This window comes from Pseudomonas sp. 32A, assembly GCF_052682255.1.
The window spans coordinates 1,731,695-1,753,876 of the sequence record NZ_JBQYLY010000001.1; the positions used below are offsets into that span (position 1 = coordinate 1,731,695).

Here is a 22,182-nt window from a genome sequence, read left to right on the forward strand (position 1 = left end):
TGAGTGAACGAAGGGATTATGGGGAGGTTACGGACGGTTCTGTTGGGCCTTCCGCGGCGTAAGAAACGGCTTATTCAGGTGTCTACCGACATATTTGTCGTGTGGGCGGCCTTGTGGCTGGCATTTGTCGTAAGGCTTGGCTTTGATGAGATGGTCAACCCTCTGAAGGCCCATCTGTGGCTGTTCCTCGCTGCGCCAATAGTTGCCATTCCCTTGTTTGTCCGTTTTGGGATGTACAGGGCAGTGATGCGTTACTTTGGCAATGATGCGTTGATAGCAATCATCAAGGCCGTGAGTCTTTCTTCCCTCATTCTGGGTGTGTTGGTGTACTGGTACGGCAACCATCAGACTGTCGTCCCGCGTTCCATTATTTTTAATTACTGGTGGCTCAGTCTGATCATGGTGGGGGGGCTGCGTTTGGGCATGCGTCAGTTCTTCCTCGGGGACTGGTTCGCTGCCGCTCAACACGTGCCGTTCACGAATCGTGAGGATGGTCTGCCACGGGTTGCCATTTATGGCGCCGGTGCCGCGGGCAACCAGTTGGTCGCGGCTCTGCGTATGGGACGTGTGATGCGTCCAGTAGCTTTTATCGACGACGATACCAGCATCTCAGACCGTGTCATTTCTGGCTTGCAGGTCTTTAAACCCAAACACATCCAGCGGATGATAGACATCACTGGCGCTCAGGAAATATTGCTGGCCATCCCGTCCTCCAATCGCGGTCGTCGTCGGGAAATTCTCGGCTACCTTGAGGGCTTTCCACTTCACGTGCGCAGTGTTCCAGGGTTCATGGATCTGGCCAGCGGTCGGGTCAAGGTGGATGACATCCAGGAAGTCGATATCGCCGACCTGCTTGGGCGTGATGCGGTGCCTGCGCAAGGCGAGTTGCTGGAGCACTGTATCAAGGGGCAAAGCGTCCTGGTGACCGGGGCGGGTGGTTCGATCGGTTCCGAGCTCTGCCGGCAGATCCTGGCCTTGCGTCCGACCACATTGCTGCTATTTGAGCACAGTGAGTTCAACCTCTACAGCATCCTTTCGGAGCTGGAGCAGCGTGTCCATCGTGAGTCGCTGCCGGTGAAGCTGTTGCCGATCCTGGGCTCGGTGCGCAATCAGTCCAAACTGCTGGATGTAATGAAAACCTGGCGCGTGGACACTGTCTACCATGCCGCAGCCTACAAGCATGTACCGATGGTTGAGCACAACATCGCCGAAGGCGTATTGAACAATGTCATCGGCACCTTGAACACTGCACAGGCGGCGTTGCAGGGGGGTGTGTCGAACTTTGTGCTGATCTCCACCGACAAGGCTGTACGCCCGACCAATGTGATGGGCAGTACCAAGCGCCTGGCCGAGTTGACCCTGCAAGCCCTTAGCCGTGAGTTGGCACCGGTATTGTTCGGTGACAAGTCGAACATCTCACGGGTCAACAAAACCCGTTTCACCATGGTGCGATTCGGCAATGTGCTGGGTTCATCGGGATCGGTGATTCCGCTATTCCACAAACAGATCAAGTCAGGTGGCCCGCTCACGGTGACCCACCCGAAGATCACACGTTATTTCATGACCATCCCTGAAGCCGCGCAGTTGGTGATTCAGGCAGGTTCAATGGGCCTGGGTGGTGACGTATTCGTGCTGGACATGGGCGAGCCGGTGAAAATAGTCGAGCTGGCAGAGAAGATGATTCACCTCTCTGGCTTGAGTATTCGCTCCGATAAGAATCCCCATGGCGATATCGCCATAGAGTTCTCCGGCCTGCGCCCCGGCGAAAAGCTTTACGAAGAGTTGCTGATTGGTGACAACGTGGTAGCGACTCAACACCCGATGATCATGAGCGCCAATGAAGATCATTTGGATTGGGATGTACTCAAGGTCAAGCTGACCGAGCTGCTTGCTGCTGTGGATCAGGACGACTACACCCGCGTGCGCCAGCTTCTACGTGAAACTGTCAGTGGTTATGCCCCAGATAGCGAAATCGTCGACTGGATCTACCAACAACGCCGTCTGGAACCCTGAGTTCACACCCGGTAACTCACCCATTTTTGACTCTCCCCAAACATCGCCTAAGTTTGAAAAGCAGCTTCGGAAAAGCTGCTTTTCCCTTATCGATCTCATGGAGCGTCACCAATGCATAAAGCGTATTTCTCATCCCTCATCTTCGCCTTCCTCACCAGCCTCTCGCTAGCCACCACAGCCGCACCCGCCACCAAACCCGAGACCCCAACCTCCATCACCACCCAAATGACCAAGGTCGAGCAATCCACAAAAGTCAGCCTCAACTCCGCCGACGCTGAAACCCTGCGCCGCGACCTCTTCGGCATCGGCGCAGCCAAAGCCAAGGCAATCATCGCGTACCGTGAAACCAACGGCCCCTTCACGGCGATAGATGAGTTACTGGAAGTAAAGGGAATCGGCAAGGCGCTTCTGGAAAAGAACCGCGACAGGCTTGAGGTGAAATAAGCACCTGAAAACAGGCGAGGAGGCCGGTCATCGACCGGCTTTCTTTTGCTCAACAACCTCCGCCTTCAAGCTCCCCCGCACCCCATCAAGAATCCTTGTCGCCAACTCGGTGCTCTCCACGCTTCTTGCCAGCACCAACGCTCCCACCAGCGTCGACATCAGCACCAGGCTCTGCTCCCCGGCATTCGGAATCCCAAGGGCAGCTTCAACCTGCTTGAGCCGCGCATTGAGCACTTCATCCGTCGTGCGGCTGTTCTGCCCGCGCAACCCCATCTCCGACGACATCGTCGTCAGCGGGCATCCTTCATGCGGGGAGGTCAGGTGCCATTCCGACAGGTAGCTGTCGATAAACGCTTCCAGCGGCCGTTCCTGGCTGAATAGCATTGCGCAATGCGCATCCAGCTCTGCAGCCGCCGCCTGTAACGCCTTCTCCACCAACTCATCCTTGGACTTGAAGTGCGCATAAAACCCGCCATGCGTCAGGTTCAGCGCTTTCATCAGTGGCTGCAAACCGGTCGCACCAATGCCGTCACGGCGAAAGCGTACCGAGGCTTCCTTGATGATGCGCCGGTGGGTTTGGGCTTTGTGGTCTTGTGAATAGCGCATGGGAAGGCCTCCGAAACATCAGGCCATATTAACCAAGCTTGGCGGGGCATAGGCGGGTGTTTACAAAATTGTGCGGCTCAACGGGGAGCCGCTTCAGCCTCAACGATCCTGCGCATCCTTGGCATCCGCTTGGGCATTTCGCTCTGCCACGCGCTTGCGTTGTTCATCGGTCAATTCAACCTTGTTGGCGCTGTCTCGCAGCATCAGCAAACCACCGACGATCGAACCGATCGCGACCACTAATATCAACCAGGCATACCACGGCATAGGGCTCTCCTTGAGGCAGCAAACCGTGGGGATTTCCCCACGGTAATAGCTGCTTTGAGTTACGGGCTTTCTTAGTAGTTCATTGGAGGCCCGTTCTGCCCCGGTAACCTTAAAGCCCGGTCAACATCGCATCTGCCGGCGCATCGGCGCGGTCTTGCGCGGTCAGTTGGAAGTACACGAACCCCAACACCATGAAGCCCAGGAAGATCAGGCCGATCAGCGCGTTGAACCAGGCCATCGCCACCAGGCATACCACGGCCAGTACCAGCGCGATCCCCGGTACGATGGGATAACCCGGTGCGCGGAAGGTGCGTTCCAGCAGCGGCTCGGTCTTACGCAGTTTGAACAGGCTGAGCATGCTCATGATGTACATGACGATGGCGCCGAACACGGCCATGGTGATCATTGCTGCGGTCAGGGTCATGCCACCCAGGTTGATCAGTCCATCGCTGTAGATGGCGGCGATACCGACGATGCCGCCGGCAATGATTGCTCGGTGGGGCGTCTGAAAGCGCGACAGTTTGGCCAGGAAAGAGGGCAAGTAGCCCGCGCGTGCCAGGGCGAAGAATTGGCGGGAGTAACCGAGGATGATCCCGTGGAAGCTGGCCACCAGGCCGAACAGGCCGATCCACACGAGCATGTGCAGCCAGCCCGAGCTGTCGCCGACTACGGTTTTCATCGCTTGAGGTAGCGGGTCGTTGATGTTCGACAGGGTGCGCCAGTCGCCGACGCCGCCGGCAAAGAACATCACGCCCATCGCCAGGATTACCAAGGTGAGGATGCCGCTGATGTAGGCTTTTGGAATGGTGCGCTTGGGATCTTTCGCTTCTTCGGCGGCCATGGCGGCGCCTTCGATGGCGAGGAAGAACCAGATGGCAAAGGGTATCGCCGCGAACATTCCGGCAATCGCCGGCGCGCCGAAGGTGTCGGAGCCGGCCCAGCCGTTCAGGGCGAAGTTGCTGAAGCTGAACGCCGGGGCGACTACGCCCATGAACACCAGCAACTCGGCGACGGCAAGCACGCATACCACCAGTTCAAAGGTCGCCGCCAGCTTCACGCCGAGGATGTTCAGGCCCATGAATACAATGTAGGCGCCGACGGCCGCGTGTTTCGGATCAAGGGCCGGGAACTGCACATTCAAGTAGGCACCGATGGCCAGGGCGATAGCGGGTGGGGCGAACACGAATTCAATCAGCGTCGCCAACCCGGCAATGAGTCCGCCTTTCTCACCAAATGCCCGGCGGCTGTAGGCAAACGGGCCGCCAGCGTGGGGAATCGCAGTGGTCAGTTCGGTGAAACTGAATATAAAGCAGGTGTACATAGCAGCGACCATCAATGAGGTCACCAGGAAGCCCAGTGTTCCTGCCACGCCCCAGCCGTAGCTCCAGCCGAAATATTCCCCGGAAATCACCAGCCCGACGGCGATGCCCCACAAATGCAGGGTGCCCAAGGTAGGTTTGAGTTGTGTGTTCATCGTGTAGCACTCCCTGAACGGTTTGGAATGTTTCAGGGCATTGCAGCGGACATGCCATTCATCAATGCCATGTCGTAAAGGCGCCGAACTGTCGCCGAGGGGACGGTTTGGCGTTTGAATGTTCCCTCGGCCTGCACCAGATAGGGGCGCGGCCTCCAGCAAACGCTCACAAATCCCCCCGTAAACCCCGCATAAACCCACTCTTTACGCCGTCTTTACGCCCCACCCATACCGTCGCTCTCGTTCCTTTACGCCACTCCTGCGGACAATCCTCCTACACGCGGCAGTCGCCGCACGACGGAGAAACTTCCATGAGCGTTCTGGACGGGGTGTCACTGCTGTTGGCTGTGGCGCTGTTCATTTATCTGCTGGTTGCGCTGTTACGCGCGGATCGGAACTAGGAGCAGGCTATGCACAGTTATGACTATTGGCTGATCATCGCCTTCTTTGCCTTGGTGCTGATTCCGGCACCGGCCCTGGGGCGGTTCTACTACAAGGTAATGGAAGGGCAGCGAACCTGGCTCACGCCGGTGTTCGGTCCGGTCGAGCGCGTTTGCTATCGCCTCTCGGGTGTCGATGCAGACCAGGAACAGAGCTGGCAGAAATACGCGCTGGCCTTGCTGGCGTTCAACCTTGCTGGCTTCGTGCTGCTGTTCGGCATCCTTGTGTTCCAGGACTATCTGCCGCTGAACCCGCAGAAATTGCCGGGTCAGGAATGGACCCTGGCGTTCAACACTGCCATCAGTTTCATGACCAACACCAACTGGCAGTCCTACAGCGGTGAAGCGTCCCTGAGCTACCTCAGTCAGATGGCCGGCCTCACCGTGCAGAACTTTGTCAGTGCGGCCACCGGTCTCGCCGTCCTGGTCGCGTTGTGCCGTGGGATCGGTCGCAAATCCACCAAGACCTTGGGCAACTTCTGGGTCGACATGACCCGCGCCACCCTCTACGGCCTGTTGCCGTCGTGCCTGGTGCTCGCGTTGTTCCTGGTGTGGCAGGGTGTGCCACAAACCTTCGCTCATTACGTGAACGCTGTGACCCTGCAGGGCGTCGACCAGGTGATCCCACTGGGCCCGGCCGCCAGCCAGATTGCGATCAAGCAATTGGGCACCAACGGCGGTGGTTTCTTCGGGGTCAACTCGGCGCATCCATTTGAAGACCCGACCGCCTGGGCCAACCTGTTTGAATTGGGTGCGATCATCCTGATTCCGGTGGCGCTGGTGTTCACTTTTGGTCACTACGTGAAAGACCTGCGTCAGAGCCGGGCGATCCTCGGTTGCATGCTGGCCTTGTTCATCATCGGCGGCGCTACCGCGATGTGGGCCGAGTACCAGCCCAACCCGGCGCTGAACAACCCGGCGGTTGAACAGGCCGCGCCGCAGGAAGGTAAAGAAGCGCGCTTCGGCACCACCGGTACCGTGTTGTGGTCGGTGGCCACCACTGCCGCGTCCAACGGTTCGGTCAACGGCATGCAAGACAGCCTCAACCCTCTGAGCGGGATGATCTCGCTGGTCAACATGATGGTCGGCGAAGTGATCTTCGGCGGCGTCGGTGCCGGCATGTACGGCATGTTGCTTAACGTGTTGATCGCGGTATTCCTCGCCGGCTTGATGATTGGCCGTACACCGGAATACCTCGGCAAAAAACTCCAGGCCAAGGAAGTGCAGTTGCTGGTCGTGACCTTGCTGGTGATGCCGGTCGGTACCCTGGTGCTGGGCGCCATCGCCGCCAGCCTGCCTGGCCCGGCCGGTGCCATCAGTAACCCTGGCCCCCACGGTTTCAGCCAGTTGCTGTACGCCTACACCTCGGCCAGTGCCAACAACGGTTCGGCGTTCGGCGGCTTCAGTGCCAACACCCCGTTCCACAACCTGATGTTGAGCCTGTCGATGTTGCTGGGTCGCTTCGGCTACATCCTCCCGGTACTGGCCCTGGCCGGCAGCCTGGCGATGAAGAAGACCGCACCGATTGGCCAGAACAGCTTCCCGACCCACGGCCCGCTGTTCGTGACCCTGTTGACCGTGACCATTTTGCTGGTGGGCGGCCTGACCTTCCTGCCGACGCTGGCACTTGGGCCTATCGCTGAACATTTGAGCATGGCTGCTTTTTAAATGAAGAGCCTAGGGGATATGAAAATGAACTTGCCTGCAAAAAACGCGGCTCCCGTGAAAACCCAGGAGCCGGCCAAAACCGCAATGTCGGCCCTGTGGCGCCCGGCGCTGGTTCAGGCCTTCGTCAAGCTCGACCCGCGCCAGCTGCAACGTTCGCCGGTGATGCTGGTGGTCGAACTGACCGCGATCCTCACCACCATCCTGTGCTTCGTGCCGGATGTTGCCGTACCGACCTACGTCGCTGTGCAAATCGCCGTGTGGCTGTGGTTCACCGTGCTGTTCGCCAACTTCGCCGAAGCCTTGGCTGAAGGTCGCGGCAAGGCCCGTGCCGACAGCCTCAAGGCGGGCAGCGAGGGCCTCAGCGCCCGTCGCAAGGAAACCGACGGCAGTTTCAAAGTGGTACCGGCCACCAGCCTGCGCAAAGGTGATGTGGTGCGTGTGGTCGCCGGGGAAATGATCCCGGGTGACGGCGAAGTCATCGAAGGGATTGCTGCGGTCAATGAAGCGGCGATCACCGGCGAGTCCGCTCCGGTTATCCGTGAGTCCGGCGGCGACCGCTCGGCCGTCACCGGCAACACCCGCCTGGTTTCGGACTGGTTGATGATCCGCATCACCGCCAACCCGGGCGAGTCGACCCTGGACCGCATGATCGCCCTGGTGGAAGGCGCCAAACGCCAGAAAACCCCCAACGAAGTCGCGCTGGATATCCTGCTGATCGGCCTGACGCTGATCTTCCTGCTGGTGGTGGTGACCCTGCAGCCGTTCGCCCACTTCGCCAATGGCAACCTGCCGCTGGTGTTCCTGGTGGCGCTGTTGGTCACGCTGATTCCGACCACCATCGGCGGCCTGTTGTCGGCCATCGGTATTGCCGGTATGGACCGCCTGGTGCGCCTCAACGTGATCGCCAAATCCGGTCGCGCGGTGGAAGCAGCGGGGGACGTGCACGTGCTGTTGCTGGACAAAACCGGCACCATCACCTTTGGTAACCGTCGCTGCACCAACGTGATCGCCGCGCCCGGTGTCAGCGGCAAGGAGCTGGCCGAAGGCGCGCTGCTGGCATCGCTGGCGGACGACACGGCCGAAGGTAAATCCATCGTCGAGTACCTGCGTGGCCAGCACCCGCAAGCCGAGCCATCGACCGATGAACTGACCAGCGTCCCGTTCAGCGCGGAAACCCGCCTGTCCGGCGTCGACTACCAGGGCCGTGTGTTCCGCAAAGGCGCCGTGGATTCGCTGCTGGCCTTTATCGGCCTGCAACGCCGCGACCTGCAACCGGCGCTGTCCCGGGAAATCGACAAGATTGCCCAGAGCGGCGGCACGCCGTTGCTGGTGTGTGCCGACGGCAAATTGCTTGGCGCGATTCACCTCAAGGACGTGGTCAAGCCCGGCATTCGTGAACGTTTCGCCGAGTTGCGCAAGCTGGGGATCCGCACCGTCATGGTGACCGGCGATAACCCGCTGACCGCCGCCGCGATTGCCGCTGAAGCCGGCGTGGATGACGTGCTTGCCGAAGCGACTCCAGAGAAAAAGCTGGCGCGTATTCGTCACGAACAGAACGACGGCCGCCTGGTTGCGATGTGCGGCGACGGCGCCAACGACGCGCCGGCGCTGGCCCAGGCGGACGTCGGCATGGCGATGAACGACGGCACCCAGGCTGCCCGTGAAGCGGCCAACATGGTCGACCTCGACAGCGACCCGACCAAGCTGCTGGACGTGGTGCAGATCGGCAAGGAATTGCTGGTGACCCGCGGTGCGCTGACGACGTTCTCTATCGCCAACGACGTGGCCAAGTACTTCGCGATTCTGCCGGCGCTGTTCGCCTCGATCTACCCGCAACTGGGCGTGCTCAACGTGATGCACCTGCAAAGCCCTCAGAGCGCGATCCTCTCGGCCATCGTGTTCAACGCCCTGATCATCGTGGTACTGATCCCGTTGGCACTGCGCGGTGTGCGCGTTCAGGCGGCGAGTGCGGCCGCGTTGCTGCGTCGCAACCTGCTGATCTACGGCCTGGGCGGGATTCTGGTGCCGTTCGTGGGCATCAAGGCGATCGACATGCTGTTGACCGCGCTGCACCTGGTTTGACCCGATGCCTGCAGGCGCCGGCAAACCGGTGCCAGCAGGTTGCAATAACCGAATCGAGGAATTTGAAATGTCCAACATAATCCGCCCGGCCCTGAGCCTGCTGGTGTTGATGACCCTGATCACCGGCGTGGCCTATCCCCTGGTTGTCACTGGCGTGGCGCAAGTCGCGTTCCCTGATCAAGCCAACGGCAGCCTGGTACACGATGCCAGCGGCAAGGTTCGCGGTTCGAGCCTGATCGCCCAGGATTTCACCGGTGACGGCTGGTTCCACCCACGGCCATCTGCCGGTGCGTTTGCGACGGTTTCCAGCAGCGCCAGCAACCTCAGCCCAAGCAACCCGGCCTTGGCTACCCGCGTATTTGACGACGCCAACAAGCTGCTGGTACCCGGTCAGGGGCCGGTGCCGATAGCAATGCTGACTACCTCTGGTAGCGGTCTTGATCCACACTTGCCACCACAGGCGATTGCCTATCAACTGGCCCGGGTGGCTGCCGCACGTAATCTGCCGGTGGCGACCCTGGAGCGTTTGATGGACGAGCACATCGAAAGCCCGTTGGTGGGGCCGCCGGTGGTGAACGTGCTGGCGTTGAATATGGCCCTGGAAAAACTGTAAGCCGTGGCGCCGCTTTCGCGAGCAAGCCCGCTCCCACATTCGACTGAGTTTCACCTTTGGAATGCGGTCAAATGTGGGAGCGGGCTTGCTCGCGAAGGCGGACTCAAGAAACCCACATCAACACCTGAAGGAAGACCGCCCGCATGAGCGACTCCGGCCGCGCCGATGCCCTGTTAGCCGATCTACCCCGGGACGGCCGTGGCCGGCTCAAAGTCTTCCTCGGCGCCGCGCCCGGCGTGGGCAAGACCTACGCCATGCTCCAGGCCGCCCACACCCAGCTGCGCCAGGGCGTGCGGCTGATTGCCGGCGTGGTGGAAACCCACGGCCGCGCCGAGACCGAAGCCTTGCTCAGCGGCTTGCCACAACAACCGCTGCTGCGTTCCGAATACCGCGGCGTGATGCTGGAGGAAATGGACCTCGACGGCCTGCTCGCCGCCAAGCCCAAACTGGTGCTGGTGGACGAACTGGCCCACAGCAACGCCCCCGGCAGCCGCCACGAAAAACGCTGGCAAGACATTCAGGAATTGCTCGCCGCCGGCATCAACGTTTTCACCACGGTCAACGTCCAGCACCTGGAAAGCCTCAACGACCAGGTGCGCGGCATCACCGGCGTACAAGTGCGCGAGACCTTGCCCGACTGGGTCTTGCAGGAAGCCGACGAACTGCTGCTGATCGACCTGCCATCCCGCGAGCTGCTGGAGCGTCTGCGGGACGGCAAAGTCTACGTGCCGGAACAGGCTCGCGCCGCCATCGATGCATTCTTCACCCAGACCAACCTCATGGCCCTGCGCGAGCTGGCGATGCAAACCGCTGCGGCCCACGTCGACGATGATTTGGCCCAGGGTTATCGCCAACTGGGCCAGGCCGCGCCCGCCGTGCGTGGCCGGTTGTTGGTGGGCGTGGATGGCGATGCCCAGGCCGAACGCCTGGTGCGTCATGCCAGCCGCGTAGCCCAGCGTCGGCATTTGCCGTGGAGCCTGGTGCATGTGGATAACGGCCGGGTACGGGATGAACAATCGCGCCTGCGCTTGCAAAACGCCCAGCAACTGGCCGAGCGTCTTGGCGGTGAAGTGGTGTTGCTGCGAGCGGGGGAGGTGGCCAAGACCCTGATCCAGCACGCCGCCGAGCGTCGCGCCAGCTTGATTCTGGTGGGGCAGTCCCGGCCGCGCTGGCGGCGCAATCTGTTTGGTGGCGGCTTGGCGGCACGCCTGCTGCGCAATGCCCGGGGCCTGGAAATCAACGTCCTCGACAGCGACGAAGTTCCGGCCCCTCCGCGCCTGCCGGATGTGCGTGGGCTGGTGTGGTTTGACTATGCCCTGGCGGTGGTGGCGACCGTGATCGCGGCCGCAGTCGCATGGGGTGTCGCCAGTGCCTTGCCGTTGCCGAATATCTCGCTGGTGTTCCTCGCCGCCGTATTGCTGGTGGCGGTGCGTAGCAGCTTGGGCCCGGCGTTGGCGTGTGCGGCGCTGTCATTCCTGAGCTACGACTTTCTGTTTATCCCGCCGAATTTCTCCTTCGCCATCCAGCGTGAAGAGGACGTGCTGACGCTGTTGTTCTTCCTGCTGATGGCCGCGCTCACCGGCAACCTGGCCGCCCGCCAGCGTCGGCAGTTGCAGGCGTTGCGTGACACCCAGGAAGAAACCACCGAGCTGCTCGACTTGTCCCGCAAGCTCACCGCTGCCACCGATCGCCAAGCGGTGATCAGTGCGGCCGCGCATCACCTGGAAGGCTGGAGCGACCTGCAACTGTGCCTGCTCAACCGCGACGGCCAGGGCGACTGGAAGGTCGAGACCGGCGGCCCGATCACTTTCACCGAAGCCGAGCGCGCCGCCGCCGATTGGGCCTGGCAGCACGATCAGCCGGCCGGCATGGGCACCGGCACCTTGCCGTTCGGGCGCTGGTGGTGGTGGCCGTTGTCCAGCGAAGAAGGTCCGTTGGGCCTGCTCGGTGTCAGCCCTAAAGCCGGGCTAGAGCTGAGCGGCCAACGCCGTCGCCTGCTCACGGCCTTGAGTCAGCCATTGGCTCAAGCCCTGGCCCGTGCGCAGCTCGGTCAGGAACTGGAAGCGGCACGCCTGCACGGTGAAACCGAGCAATTGCGCAGTGCCTTGCTGGCCTCCGTGTCTCACGATTTGCGCACACCGCTGACGTCCATGCGTGGCAGCATCGACAGCCTGCTGGCCCTCGGCGAGGCGATTCCCCTGGAAGATCGCCGGGAGTTGCTGGAAGGCACCCGCGATGAGGCCGAGCGCCTGGATCGCTACATCCAGAACCTGCTGGACATGACTCGCCTGGGCCACGGTGCGCTGAAGCTGGCGCGGGACTGGGTCTCACCCGGCGATATCGTCGGCAGTTCCCTTGGCCGTTTGCGTGCGGTGCTGGCGCCGCTGCAAGTGACCACTGACGTGCCGCCCGAACTGCCGTTGCTGTATGTGCATGCGGCCTTGATCGAGCAGGCGCTGGTCAACGTACTGGAAAACGCTGCACGCTTCTCACCGCCTCAAGGCCGCCTGCAACTCAGTGCCGGCGTGCAGGATAATCAATTGTTCTTTGCGGTCGCCGATGAAGGCCCGGGTATTCCCGAGGAGGAGCGGGCGAAGATTTTCGACATGTTCTACACCGCCGCCAGAGGTGATCGTGGCGGGCAGGGCACCGGGCTCGGCCTGGCGATCTGTCAGGGCATGGTCGGTGCGCACGGCGGGCATATCAGCGTGGCCGACGGCATCGAAGGTCGCGGTACCTGCATCACTTTATTCCTGCCATTGCAGACCCAGCCTGGGCTGGAAAGCGAACTGTAGGATCGATGGGCGCGCTTGGCTCTTGCTCGCGAAGATTGTTAACGATGATGATGGTGTTCTGAGTTAACGCGCAGCCCTTGGTTTTTTCGCGAGCAAGCTCGCTTCTACAATGAAATGTTTCTTCACGGATTTTGATTGGACACCATGAGCCAGACTGCGACGATTTTGGTCATTGACGACGAACCGCAGATCCGCAAGTTTTTGCGTATCAGCCTGGCCTCCCAGGGCTACAAAGTGATCGAGGCCGGCACCGGCAACGAAGGCCTGGCCCAGGCCGCCTTGAGTAAACCGGACCTGCTGGTACTCGACCTCGGCCTGCCGGATATGGACGGCCAGCAAGTGCTGCGCGAGTTTCGCGAGTGGTCCACGGTGCCGGTGCTGGTGCTGTCGGTGCGGGCCAGCGAAGTGCAAAAGGTCGAGGCGCTGGACAACGGCGCCAACGACTACGTGACCAAGCCGTTTGGCATCCAGGAGTTTCTCGCGCGGGTGCGGGCCTTGTTGCGTCAGGCGCCGACGGGGGAGACCCAGGAAGCGGCATTGCGGTTTGGCCCGCTGACGGTAGACCTGGCGTATCGGCGGGTGCTGCTGGACGGTGTCGAAGTGGCGCTGACCCGCAAGGAATACGCGGTGCTGGCGCAACTGGCGCGGCATCCCGGGCGGGTGATCACCCAGCAGCAACTGCTCAAGGATATCTGGGGCCCGACCCATACCGAAGACAGCCATTACCTGCGGATTGTGGTGGGGCATCTGCGCCAGAAACTGGCGGATGATCCGACTCAGCCACGGTTTATCGTGACTGAGGCTGGGGTGGGCTATCGGTTGTTGAACACCGAGGCCTGAAGCGTTAGCTCAACCTGTGGCGAGGGAGCTTGCTCCCGCTGGGCTGCGCAGCAGCCCCAAAATCCTGGGAGCGCTTCGCACTCCAGCGGGAGCAAGCTCCCTCGCCACAAAAGCCCTGCTTATAAAACTTCAGTGTTGCTCGCTCTCGTAACGATCCAGCGTATCGCTGGCGATCTCCCGCCCCAGCGCGATCAACTCCGGCGCTTTGTAAAACTCGAAAAACCGGCACACCCGCTTCGGCACGTTGATCAGAATATCCGGCGGGTAACCGGCGATCTTGTACTGCGCCAATGACGTCTGCATCACCTCGAAGCTCTGGTTGATCAAATCCAGCAGCGACGCGGGCCCCACGTTATCGATGATGAACGAGCCGGTCGCCGACTTGGGCGCCCCGGCCTTTTCCGGTGCCGCCGCCGGTTGTTGCGCCTCGGGTTCGGCAGAGTCCAGCCACGGGTTGATATCGGCAGCCTGGGCCAGCAGCGCTTCCTGTTCCAGCATCAATAACTGCTCGGCCTGCTTGCGCCGAAACGGCAAGTGCGAACCCAGTGAACGCACCAGGTTATCGAAGCGGCTCCTGAACGCCGGCGGACGCTGGATCACCGGAAGCGTGTAGTGCTTCTGGTTGGTGGAGTTGAGGTTGACCGCAATGATCAGGTCGCAATGGCTGGACACCACTGGCACGATCGGCAACGGGTTCAGCAGGCCGCCGTCCACCAGCATGCGGTTGCCCTGCATCACCGGGGTGAACAGGCTGGGAATCGCCGCCGAAGCACGCATGGCCTGGTGCAGGCAGCCTTCCTGGAACCAGATTTCCTGCTGGTTGGTCAGGTCGGTGGCCACGGCGGTGTAGGGAATGCGCAGGTCTTCGATATTGATCTCGCCGACGATCTTGCGGATCTGCCCAAACACCTTCTCGCCACGAATCGCCCCCAGGCGAAAGCTCACATCGACCAGGCGCAGCACGTCCAGGTAGTCGAGGCTTTCGATCCAGTTTCGATACGCTTCCAGCTTGCCCGCGGCATAGATCCCACCCACCACCGCACCCATGGAACAGCCGGCAATGCAGGCGATGTCATAGCCGCGTTTTTCGATTTCCTCGATCACGCCGATATGGGCGTAGCCCCGGGCGCCACCGGAGCCCAGCACCAATGCAACACGTTTGTTCATGACCTGATCCTTCGCAAAACAGGTGCCCACAATGCACCCATCAAGGGGCGCGCTTCAATCATCACCGCCACAACCGATTATTTTCGCGAGCGGGCGACCCTGCTCGGGTATGCTCTGGCAATCGGAGCTGCGGATTCAGGCAGTCGGATAAGGCACTTTTCTGTGTAGGCAACGTCTACAGCTGTGACTGTTTTTTCTTTTCTTGAGGTGTCATTTGATGAAAGCCTGGATGTGTGTGCCTGTGATCGTGTTGGCCCTGGCCGGTTGTGCCGGGAAAACCGCTTATCGCGACAGCTGCGGCACGCAACTGGACGCGGCGTGGCATGAGCTGGACCTGGCCAAGGCCGAAGGTTTTGCCGGCACCGTGAGTTACTCCAAGGCTCTGTCGTTGTTGACTGGCGCCAAGACCCAGCAGCAGTTCGAAGCCTTTGAAGGCTGTTCGACCAAGGCCGAGAAGGCCCGCTTCTACATTCGTGAGTCCCGTGCAGGGCGCTAACTCCGCGTAGCAGCTGTCGAGTGCAACGAGGCTGCGTCGGCGGCCTCAAGCCCGAAGGTTTAATCATTGAGGAGGAAAGGATGTCAGCCTTGGTCGATCAGCTAGTCGCTCAGGTCATTGGCCTGGAAGTAGGGTTACTGAACTGCCAGGCGCGCCTTGCCGCCGTCACGGACGATGAGGCCCTGCATGATCTGCGCACCACAGTGCGGCGCTTGCGCAGCCTGTTGCGACCATTGCGCGGGTTGCCCGGTGTCGAGCAACTCGAGGCGGCCGCCAGTGCCGTCGGCCAACTGACCACACCGTTTCGCGACCGTGAAGTGTTGGCGGCCTACCTCCACCAGCACGGCCATCACGAGGCCGCTGAGCGGCGTATGCGGCAGCAACCGACCACCTACCGCTCGGTTGCGCAAGGGCCGGAGCTGGCGCAACTGCTGCTGATCCTTGATGCATTCCCGCGTTTTATCCGCGCCTCCCAACGGCAGAAGTTGCTCAAGGGCCTGAGCACGCGCATTGAAAAACGCCTGGCCAAGCAATGGAAAAACCTCGGCGAGGCGCTGCGCGATCCCAACCATGACCGTCATCGCCTGCGCCTGTTGATCAAGCGTGTGCGTTATGCCGCCGAGGCTTATCCCCAACTGAACAAGCTGCCGCCTAAAGCTGTGTCCCGTCTCAAGGCAGCCCAAGGCGCCCTTGGCGATTGGCACGACTGCTGGCAATGGCTGGCGCAAGCCGGGCACGAGCCTGATTTGCAGCCGTGCGTGACCGGCTGGCACCGCACCATGGCCGAGGCGGAAGGGCAGGCGGATCGGGTGCTGGACAAGTTGAGCGCTGACTGCTTCGCGTGATGGTGCGGCCTTTCTGTCCGGACTTTTGGCTGGAATAGGTGCTGTGCGGCGCAGGCCGGGTGGTTAAGATCCCTCAATCCTTACTTCAAGTTGAGATCGCCATGCGCTTTAGTGATTTGCTCGACGCTGCCCGCAGCCATCCGCTGGACGTTTCGATCCCGGCCGAATGGGCACAGGGCCGTGCCACTTTCGGCGGCCTGGTCGTGGCGTTGGAGTACGAGGCCCTGCGAGCGCAGGTCCCTGCGGATCGCCCTTTGCGTTCGCTGGCGATTACCTTTGTCGGCCCGGTGGCGCCGGATGTGCCTGCCCGCTACGAAGTCGAAGTGCTGCGCGAAGGCAAGGCCGTCAGCCAGTTGCTGGGCCGTGTGGTGCAGAACGGTGAAACGATGACCCTGGTGCAGGCCAGCTTCGGCGCGTCGCGGCCCTCGCAGATCGACGTCGCCGCTGAACCGGCGCCCACCTTCAAACACTGGGATGAGTGCCAGGAGCTGCCCTACGTCAAAGGGGTGACACCGGAATTCATGCGGCACCTGGCGATGCGCTGGAGCGTCGGCGGCCTACCATTCACCGGCAATAAGTCCCGTGAGATGGGCGGCTGGGTGCGCTTGCGTGGCGATGTGAAAGAAGAACCGCTGACCGAGGCGCATATCCTCGCGCTGGTGGATGCGTGGCCACCTGCGGTGTTGCCGCACCTGACCCAACCCGCACCGGGCAGCACCCTGACCTGGACCATCGAATTCGTCCAGCCGTTGCAAGCCCTCAGCACCCTGGACTGGTGCCAATACCGGGTCCACATCGAGCATGCCCGCGACGGCTACGGCCATGCGGCTGCGCAGCTGTGGAGCCCTGACGGGCAGTTGATTGCTATCAGTCGCCAGTCGGTGGTGGTGTTCGCCTGAGCCCTCAGACCAACAGGTGTTGATCGTTGGAGGCATCGCTGGTGCGTGCCTCCAGGCTGCGACCGTGATGCTGCAATGCCAGCGCGGCCACAATGCCGACAACCCCGATAGCGACGCTCGCCAGGTTCTCGCTGAACACCCCGGAGACCATCAACAGAAAGCCGATCACCAACAGTGGCAGCGCAAGCAGTTGCAGCACTTGATTGGTTGCATGCTGATGATTCTGCGGGTGGGTGCGCCATTGCCAGGCGGGGAGATTTGGATGACGTTTGCCCATGATCGTGATTCCTCTGTCCGTTGAAACATCTTGAACAGAGTGTAGGGCGGGCAGGGCGGGGCGGCGAATCAAGGATGGCTATGGAGGCCATAGCCATTCCTTCGGGTTTACAGCTTCAATTGTCCGATGGCCTTGCTCAGTTCACCGGCCAGGGTCGCCAGCTCATTGCTGGTGGTGGCCGAGTCCACGGTTTGTTGCACGGTGTTCTCGGTGACGTCACGAATGCTCACCACGGCCCGATTCATTTCCTCGGCCACATGGCTTTGCTGTTCGGCCGCCACGGCAATCTGCGTATTGCTCTCGCGCATCTGCGCCACGGCCCCGGTGATTTCAGCGAGGGCGATCCCGGCCTCTTGCGCCTGTTGCACACAGTCGTCGGCCTTGAACGAGCTTTCCTGCATAAAATCCACCGCGTCCCGGGTGCCGGCTTGCAGGGCGGACACCATACGAGTGATTTCATCAGTGGAGCTCTGCACCCGCTTGGCCAGGTTGCGCACTTCGTCGGCGACCACGGCAAACCCTCGACCCATTTCGCCGGCACGCGCCGCTTCGATGGCGGCGTTGAGAGCCAGCAGGTTGGTCTGTTCGGCGATGCTGTGAATCACCCCGACCACACTGTTGATTTTCTGGCTGTCCTCGGCCAGCTTCTGGATCATTTCGGCGGTCTGCTGCACGCCGGTAGACAGCCCGGCAATCGAGCGCTGCACCCGGCTGACCACTTCCTGGCCGCTGCCGGCGAGGGTGTCGGCAGTCTGGGACAGGTCGCGGGTGGCGCCGGCGTGCTGGGCGATATGGTAGACGGTGGCGGTCATCTCGTTGATCGCGGTGGCGGCCTGGTCGGTTTCACTTTGCTGGCCGAGCATGCCGTGTTGCACCTCGTTCATGCTGCTGGCCAGGCGTGCGGCGCCGTCGTCCAGTTGCTTGGCGGTGCGCGCGACGGTGTTGACCACTCGCTGATACCCCGCCTGCATCGCGTTAAAGGCACTGGCCATCTGCCCGACCTCGTCCTTGCAGGCCAAGGGAACGCGGGCCGAAAGGTCGCCGGTTTTTTCGACGTGCAGCATCACGTCTTTCAAGGTGTTGAGCTGGCTGAGCAGAAAGCGGATCAGCAGCTGTGAGGCGCCGAGCATGGCCAGCATCAGAATCATCACCGCCACGGCGTAGTTGGCGAAACGTTCTTCGAACACTTGGCTCAAGCTGGGTCCGTAGGCCAGGACGGCGACCTGCTGGCCGTCGGCGCGGCTGATCACTTCGGCGCCCATCAGCGGGTTGTCGCCGAACAACGGCATGTGATTGAAGTCCACCCAGCCACTGGCGGCGGCCAGGGCTGACAGATCCTCGTCGCCCATTTGTGGGGCTTTGCCCTTGGCATAGGTCAGCAAGTGCTCGCCCTTGGGCAGCGGTTGGCCGGCGGGCCAGGCACTGAGCAAGCGCGCCTGGGCTTGCGCCGAAGCCTGGGAGGCTTGGCTGCGGGCCTGTTGTTCGAGCTGCACGGCGTACAGCACCAGCAACAGGGTGGTGATGAAGGCGACCGCGTTCACGGCCCAGAATTTGTACTTCAGTGAGATGTTGCTAAGCCAGGCACCCATGGAAGGTTTTCTCTGATAGCGGAAACAGCATTGGCAAGGTGCCATTATTGTGCCGCTATCGAGGCGCCGGGTTTTGATATGGGTCAATGAGCCGCGTCAATCCGGCACAGGCAATCCAAAAAAGGCCCGGGCGCAGGCGGTGCTGTGTTGCGCCAGGTCTTCCACGGATTCTTCGCGGTGCAAGGCGACTTCCCGCAGGACTTCCGGCAAATAGGCGGGTTCGTTGCGCCCGTTTTTCGGCTTGGGTCGCAAGGTGCGTGGCAGCAGGTAGGGCGCATCGCTTTCCAGCATCAGACGGCCCCGGGGTATTTCCCTGACCAGCGGATGCAGGTGCGTCCCACGGCGCTCGTCGCAGATCCAGCCGGTAATGCCGATGTGCAGGTCCAGGTCGAGGTAGCTGAACAACGCACGCTGCTCGCCGGTGAAGCAGTGCACCACGGCAGCCGACAGGTGATCGCGGTAGTCCCGCAGGATTTCCAGCAGGCGTTGATTGGCATCACGCTCATGGAGAAAAACCGGGAGTTTCAGTTCCACGGCCAGGGCCAGGTGTTCTTCGAGGACTTTTTCCTGCTGGGGGCGCGGGGAGAAATCCCGGTTGAAGTCGAGCCCGCATTCACCCACCGCACGCACACGGCTTTCCTTGAGCAGACCGCGCAGGCGCTTGGCGCTTTCGGCATTCCAGTCACTGGCCGAGTGGGGGTGGATACCGGCGGTGGCGAACAGGCGTTGGCCGCTTTCGTCCAGTTGCTCGCACAGTTCCAGGGCCTGTTCACTGCCGTCGACACTGGTGCCGGTGAGTACCAATTGGCTCACCCCGGCGGCGTAGGCGCGGTCGAGAACGGCCTGGTGCTTTTCGTCGAAACTTGGGTTGGTCAGGTTGACGCCGATATCAATGAGTTGCATGGTGCTACCTCCGCCTGCGGTCGGAAAGCATATCAGAGCTGTAGATTTATAAGAAAAACCAAGAACTACAACGAGTTAAAGCTGTCTTTGAAAGTCGCAAGTAACACCGTGTTTGGTTTGTCGCCATCTGCCGTGCCACCCTTGCGCCCAAAGCCTGCGCTCATGGCGCTCTGTTTCTGTCCCCCAACGCCTCGTTTTTCGCGAGGCAATGGGCAGTATTCTTTCTTCCGGAGAGCGGATGATCCGACCCTCGGCGTTGCTGGTGTTGTGCCTGACGTTACTGCTGCCCATGGCGGCGGTTGCGCGTCTGGACGGCCCGCTGGAAGTCACCAAGCCCGGCAAGGTCCGGGACCTCGCGCAGATCCGCAGCAGCCGCACCTTGCGGGTGTTGGTCAACCAGAGTCGCAACAGTTCCGGTGAAGTCCAGGGCCAGGCCATCGGTGTTGAGTACCACCGCCTGCGCGCTTTCGAGCAATACCTCAACGGTCACGCCCGTGACGGTGAAGAGATCAACCTCAAGATTATTCCCAAAGCCAAGGATCAATTGATTGGCGCATTGGCCCGTGGCGAGGGCGACCTGGTGGCCCCCGGCGAATTGCTTGATGTGAAGGCCGCCCACAAGATTGCCGCCAGCGACCCGATTGCCAGTGATGTGCCGTTGTGGCTGGTAGGGCTCAAGGGTGAGCGGCGGTTTACCAAGCTTGAGCAATTGTCCGGGCGCACCCTCGCCTTGACCACCGGCAGCGCTGCATCGGACGCGATCAATCAGGTCAACCAGAAGCTCGCCCTGCACAAGCTGCCGCCGGTGAAGGTGGAATGGGTCGACCCCAGCCTGGCGGTGGAAGACGTGCTGGAGATGGTCCAGGCCGGGATTTTCCACCTGACCATTGTCGAGCGACCGATTGCCGAGCGCTGGGCGAAGATCCTGCCCAAGCTGCGGTTTGACCGGCAAGTAGCCATCAGCGAGCCGGGCGAAGAGTATTGGTTTGTACGCCAGGATGCTTCGATGCTGCGGGCCAGCATTGATCGTTTCCTCAAGACCTACCACACCCCGTCCGATCAGGACGTAGCCTTTCAGCGTATCTACCGCCGTCTGTATCAAGTGCGGTATCCACTGGCCCGTGCCGACCGTCAACGCCTGGAAAAACTGCGCCCGGTGCTGCAAAAGCATGCCCGTGAGCAGGGCATGGATTGGCTGAACCTGGCCGCGCTGGCGTTCAAGGAGTCCGCCCTCGACCCCGGCGCCAGAAGCAGCGGCGGGCCTACGGGGCTGATGCAGATCACGCCATCGGCGGCGCAGCGGGTTGGGGTCAATAACATCGAGAGCCTGGACAGCAATGTGCAGGCGGGCGCGCGGTACCTGGCGATGATCCGGCGCAAGTTTTTCTCAAGCCCCAAGCTCAACGAACGCGAGCGCATGGCGTTTGTGCTGGCGGCCTACAACATGGGGCCGGAACGGGTGCAGGGCATGCGCGCCGAAGCGCGGCGGCGGGGGCTTAACCCAAACCAATGGTTTTTCCAGGTGGAGCGCATTGCCATGGAGCAGGTGGGAATGGGTGGCGTCAGCTATGTTAATAGCGTGAACAAGTATTACCTGGCGTTCGATCGGGAACGGGAGTCGTTGGAGCCGGCAGCGCCACGAGTTGCGTCACGGAAATAATCTATTAAATCGATGGTTATTAGCCGTTTTATCGGCTTTTATCATTGCCTAAACTGATTAATATAGCGGCCAACCAACCCCTACATCGAAAAGGATTATCAGCATGAGCCCATTGATCACCCGCATCCTCTCCACCCGCGCCGGCTACGGCCTGACCATCCTGCGGATTTTTGTCGGGATCATCTTCGCCGCCCACGGTTCGCAGAAACTCTTTGGCTGGTTTGGCGGGGGTGGCCTGGCGGGCACTGCCCAGTGGATGGAAAGTATCGGCCTGGCCCCAGGTACCCTGATGGCGGTGCTGTCGGGTGGTACCGAGTTCTTCGCCGGGCTGGCGCTGATCATCGGCTTGCTGGCGCGGCCTGCGGCGTTGGGCTTGTCGATCATTTCCCTGGTGGCGATTTTCTCGGTGCACATCCACAACGGTTTGTTCATGGCCAACAACGGTTACGAGTTCGCCCTGGCGTTGCTGGGCGGTACGCTGGCGGTCTTGTCGGAAGGTGCTGGCAAATTGTCTGCCGACCGCGCCATCACTCACTGATACCGCGTAAACCCGTTTAAAGGCCCGCCCCGTGCGGGCCTTTTCATTGCTCGGGATTCTTGACACCGCCCTACAGGCTTCTCTAGGATGTTGCTTGCGCCGATTTAAACAGCTAATTGCGGGGCGCCACCGGTGACTGATCACAGTCCCGACAGAAGCCAGAGCCATGGGCCAGCTTCGAAATTCCGCTAAAGCGCTGGTTCGGTGTTGCCTCTCACCTGCCCGCAGACTTTTGAGGCAGAGACACGACACGATGAATGCATTACGCCCCCTTATACGCCTGGCCCCGATCACCGCGGACCTTACCCAACGCAATCCGAAAATCCTCTTGGGCGGCAAGCACCAGCCGACGCTACTGCGTTATCTGGATGGTTGGCCACGTCGCACGGGGCGGCCTTCGGCCTTTTTGATCCAGTTTGTCGAAGACGGCGATTCCCTTGCGCGCTTTGCGTCCAACAGCTTTGACCTGGCCGTTATTCAAGCCCCCAGTGCCAGCGACGCGGGCGAAGTGATACGCCAGTTGACCCGGATAGCCCGGCAAGGGCTGATAGCCCGGCGCTGAGCCC

The 22,182-nt window shown here is 61.2% G+C and carries 20 protein-coding genes and 1 pseudogene; 14 read left to right on the forward strand and 7 right to left on the reverse strand.

Annotated elements, in window-relative coordinates:
* Positions 1-18: 18 nt before the first annotated feature.
* Positions 19-2,013 (forward strand): polysaccharide biosynthesis protein, encoded by a 1,995-nt coding sequence (locus tag ACUN0G_RS07910; protein WP_445575531.1) that lies wholly within the window; start codon positions 19-21, stop codon positions 2,011-2,013.
* A 111-nt stretch (positions 2,014-2,124) separates the two neighbouring features.
* Positions 2,125-2,457, forward strand: coding sequence for a ComEA family DNA-binding protein (locus ACUN0G_RS07915; RefSeq protein WP_445573065.1), 333 nt, complete (start codon positions 2,125-2,127; stop codon positions 2,455-2,457).
* 27 nt (positions 2,458-2,484) lie between these two features.
* Here the strand turns inward: ACUN0G_RS07915 and ACUN0G_RS07920 are convergent, their stop codons facing one another.
* The 3 genes from ACUN0G_RS07920 to eat all read right to left on the reverse strand — a co-directional run bounded on the left by ACUN0G_RS07920 (position 2,485) and on the right by eat (position 4,804).
* Entirely contained in the window at positions 2,485-3,063 is a 579-nt protein-coding gene (locus ACUN0G_RS07920; protein ID WP_445573066.1) for a TetR/AcrR family transcriptional regulator, read from the reverse strand.
* 99 nt (positions 3,064-3,162) lie between these two features.
* A complete protein-coding gene (locus tag ACUN0G_RS07925; RefSeq protein WP_008437727.1) occupies positions 3,163-3,330 on the reverse strand; it encodes a DUF2897 family protein in 168 nt (55 codons plus the stop codon).
* A 109-nt stretch (positions 3,331-3,439) separates the two neighbouring features.
* The gene (gene eat / locus ACUN0G_RS07930) at positions 3,440-4,804 is read right to left on the reverse strand and encodes an ethanolamine permease (protein ID WP_445573067.1); all 1,365 of its coding nucleotides are present in this window, start codon (positions 4,802-4,804) and stop codon (positions 3,440-3,442) included.
* Positions 4,805-5,115: 311 nt separating this feature from the next.
* On the opposite strand from eat, the gene kdpF reads away from it, so the two are divergent.
* The 6 genes from kdpF (at position 5,116) to ACUN0G_RS07960 (ending at position 13,242) form a co-directional block, all read left to right on the forward strand.
* Positions 5,116-5,205: a K(+)-transporting ATPase subunit F gene (gene kdpF, locus ACUN0G_RS07935; protein WP_003218754.1), complete on the forward strand. Its 90-nt coding sequence runs from the start codon at positions 5,116-5,118 to the stop codon at positions 5,203-5,205.
* A 9-nt stretch (positions 5,206-5,214) separates the two neighbouring features.
* A complete protein-coding gene (gene kdpA, locus ACUN0G_RS07940) occupies positions 5,215-6,912 on the forward strand; it encodes a potassium-transporting ATPase subunit KdpA (RefSeq protein WP_445573068.1) in 1,698 nt (565 codons plus the stop codon).
* A gap of 24 nt (positions 6,913-6,936) precedes the next feature.
* A complete protein-coding gene (kdpB, locus tag ACUN0G_RS07945) occupies positions 6,937-8,994 on the forward strand; it encodes a potassium-transporting ATPase subunit KdpB (RefSeq protein ID WP_258344498.1) in 2,058 nt (685 codons plus the stop codon).
* Between the two features lie 67 nt (positions 8,995-9,061).
* Positions 9,062-9,607 (forward strand): potassium-transporting ATPase subunit KdpC, encoded by a 546-nt coding sequence (gene kdpC / locus ACUN0G_RS07950; protein ID WP_258344499.1) that lies wholly within the window; start codon positions 9,062-9,064, stop codon positions 9,605-9,607.
* A 143-nt stretch (positions 9,608-9,750) separates the two neighbouring features.
* Positions 9,751-12,402 carry a DUF4118 domain-containing protein gene (locus ACUN0G_RS07955; RefSeq protein WP_445573069.1) on the forward strand — a complete coding sequence of 884 codons (2,652 nt, stop codon included), beginning with the start codon at positions 9,751-9,753 and terminating at the stop codon, positions 12,400-12,402.
* Between the two features lie 144 nt (positions 12,403-12,546).
* Complete coding sequence (locus tag ACUN0G_RS07960) at positions 12,547-13,242, forward strand: response regulator (RefSeq protein ID WP_445573070.1); 696 nt, start codon at positions 12,547-12,549, stop codon at positions 13,240-13,242.
* 129 nt (positions 13,243-13,371) lie between these two features.
* Here the strand turns inward: ACUN0G_RS07960 and ACUN0G_RS07965 are convergent, their stop codons facing one another.
* A complete protein-coding gene (locus ACUN0G_RS07965) occupies positions 13,372-14,409 on the reverse strand; it encodes a patatin-like phospholipase family protein (protein WP_076017318.1) in 1,038 nt (345 codons plus the stop codon).
* A 217-nt stretch (positions 14,410-14,626) separates the two neighbouring features.
* Here ACUN0G_RS07965 and ACUN0G_RS07970 point away from each other — a divergent pair, with 217 nt between their 5' ends.
* The 3 genes from ACUN0G_RS07970 (at position 14,627) to ACUN0G_RS07980 (ending at position 16,649) form a co-directional block, all read left to right on the forward strand.
* A complete protein-coding gene (locus tag ACUN0G_RS07970; protein WP_003218744.1) occupies positions 14,627-14,905 on the forward strand; it encodes a hypothetical protein in 279 nt (92 codons plus the stop codon).
* Between the two features lie 80 nt (positions 14,906-14,985).
* Positions 14,986-15,750 carry a CHAD domain-containing protein gene (locus ACUN0G_RS07975; protein WP_445573071.1) on the forward strand — a complete coding sequence of 255 codons (765 nt, stop codon included), beginning with the start codon at positions 14,986-14,988 and terminating at the stop codon, positions 15,748-15,750.
* Positions 15,751-15,851: 101 nt separating this feature from the next.
* Complete coding sequence (locus ACUN0G_RS07980) at positions 15,852-16,649, forward strand: acyl-CoA thioesterase (protein ID WP_445573072.1); 798 nt, start codon at positions 15,852-15,854, stop codon at positions 16,647-16,649.
* A gap of 19 nt (positions 16,650-16,668) precedes the next feature.
* On the opposite strand, the pseudogene ACUN0G_RS07985 reads toward ACUN0G_RS07980, so the two are convergent.
* The 3 genes and pseudogenes from ACUN0G_RS07985 to ACUN0G_RS07995 form a co-directional block, all read right to left on the reverse strand.
* A pseudogene (locus ACUN0G_RS07985) lies at positions 16,669-16,926 on the reverse strand (terminase); the annotation flags it as partial.
* A gap of 107 nt (positions 16,927-17,033) precedes the next feature.
* Positions 17,034-18,515, reverse strand: a complete 1,482-nt coding sequence (locus ACUN0G_RS07990) for a methyl-accepting chemotaxis protein (protein ID WP_445573073.1) — start codon at positions 18,513-18,515, stop codon at positions 17,034-17,036.
* Positions 18,516-18,611: 96 nt separating this feature from the next.
* Positions 18,612-19,418: a TatD family hydrolase gene (locus ACUN0G_RS07995; RefSeq protein WP_258344511.1), complete on the reverse strand. Its 807-nt coding sequence runs from the start codon at positions 19,416-19,418 to the stop codon at positions 18,612-18,614.
* A gap of 238 nt (positions 19,419-19,656) precedes the next feature.
* Here ACUN0G_RS07995 and ACUN0G_RS08000 point away from each other — a divergent pair, with 238 nt between their 5' ends.
* The 3 genes from ACUN0G_RS08000 (at position 19,657) to ACUN0G_RS08010 (ending at position 22,178) form a co-directional block, all read left to right on the forward strand.
* Positions 19,657-21,078, forward strand: coding sequence for an MltF family protein (locus ACUN0G_RS08000; RefSeq protein ID WP_258344512.1), 1,422 nt, complete (start codon positions 19,657-19,659; stop codon positions 21,076-21,078).
* Between the two features lie 103 nt (positions 21,079-21,181).
* On the forward strand, positions 21,182-21,616 hold the full coding sequence (locus ACUN0G_RS08005; RefSeq protein WP_445573074.1) for a DoxX family protein: 435 nt from the start codon (positions 21,182-21,184) through the stop codon (positions 21,614-21,616).
* A 253-nt stretch (positions 21,617-21,869) separates the two neighbouring features.
* Positions 21,870-22,178 (forward strand): hypothetical protein, encoded by a 309-nt coding sequence (locus ACUN0G_RS08010; RefSeq protein WP_003218736.1) that lies wholly within the window; start codon positions 21,870-21,872, stop codon positions 22,176-22,178.
* The last annotated feature ends 4 nt before the right edge of the window (positions 22,179-22,182 follow it).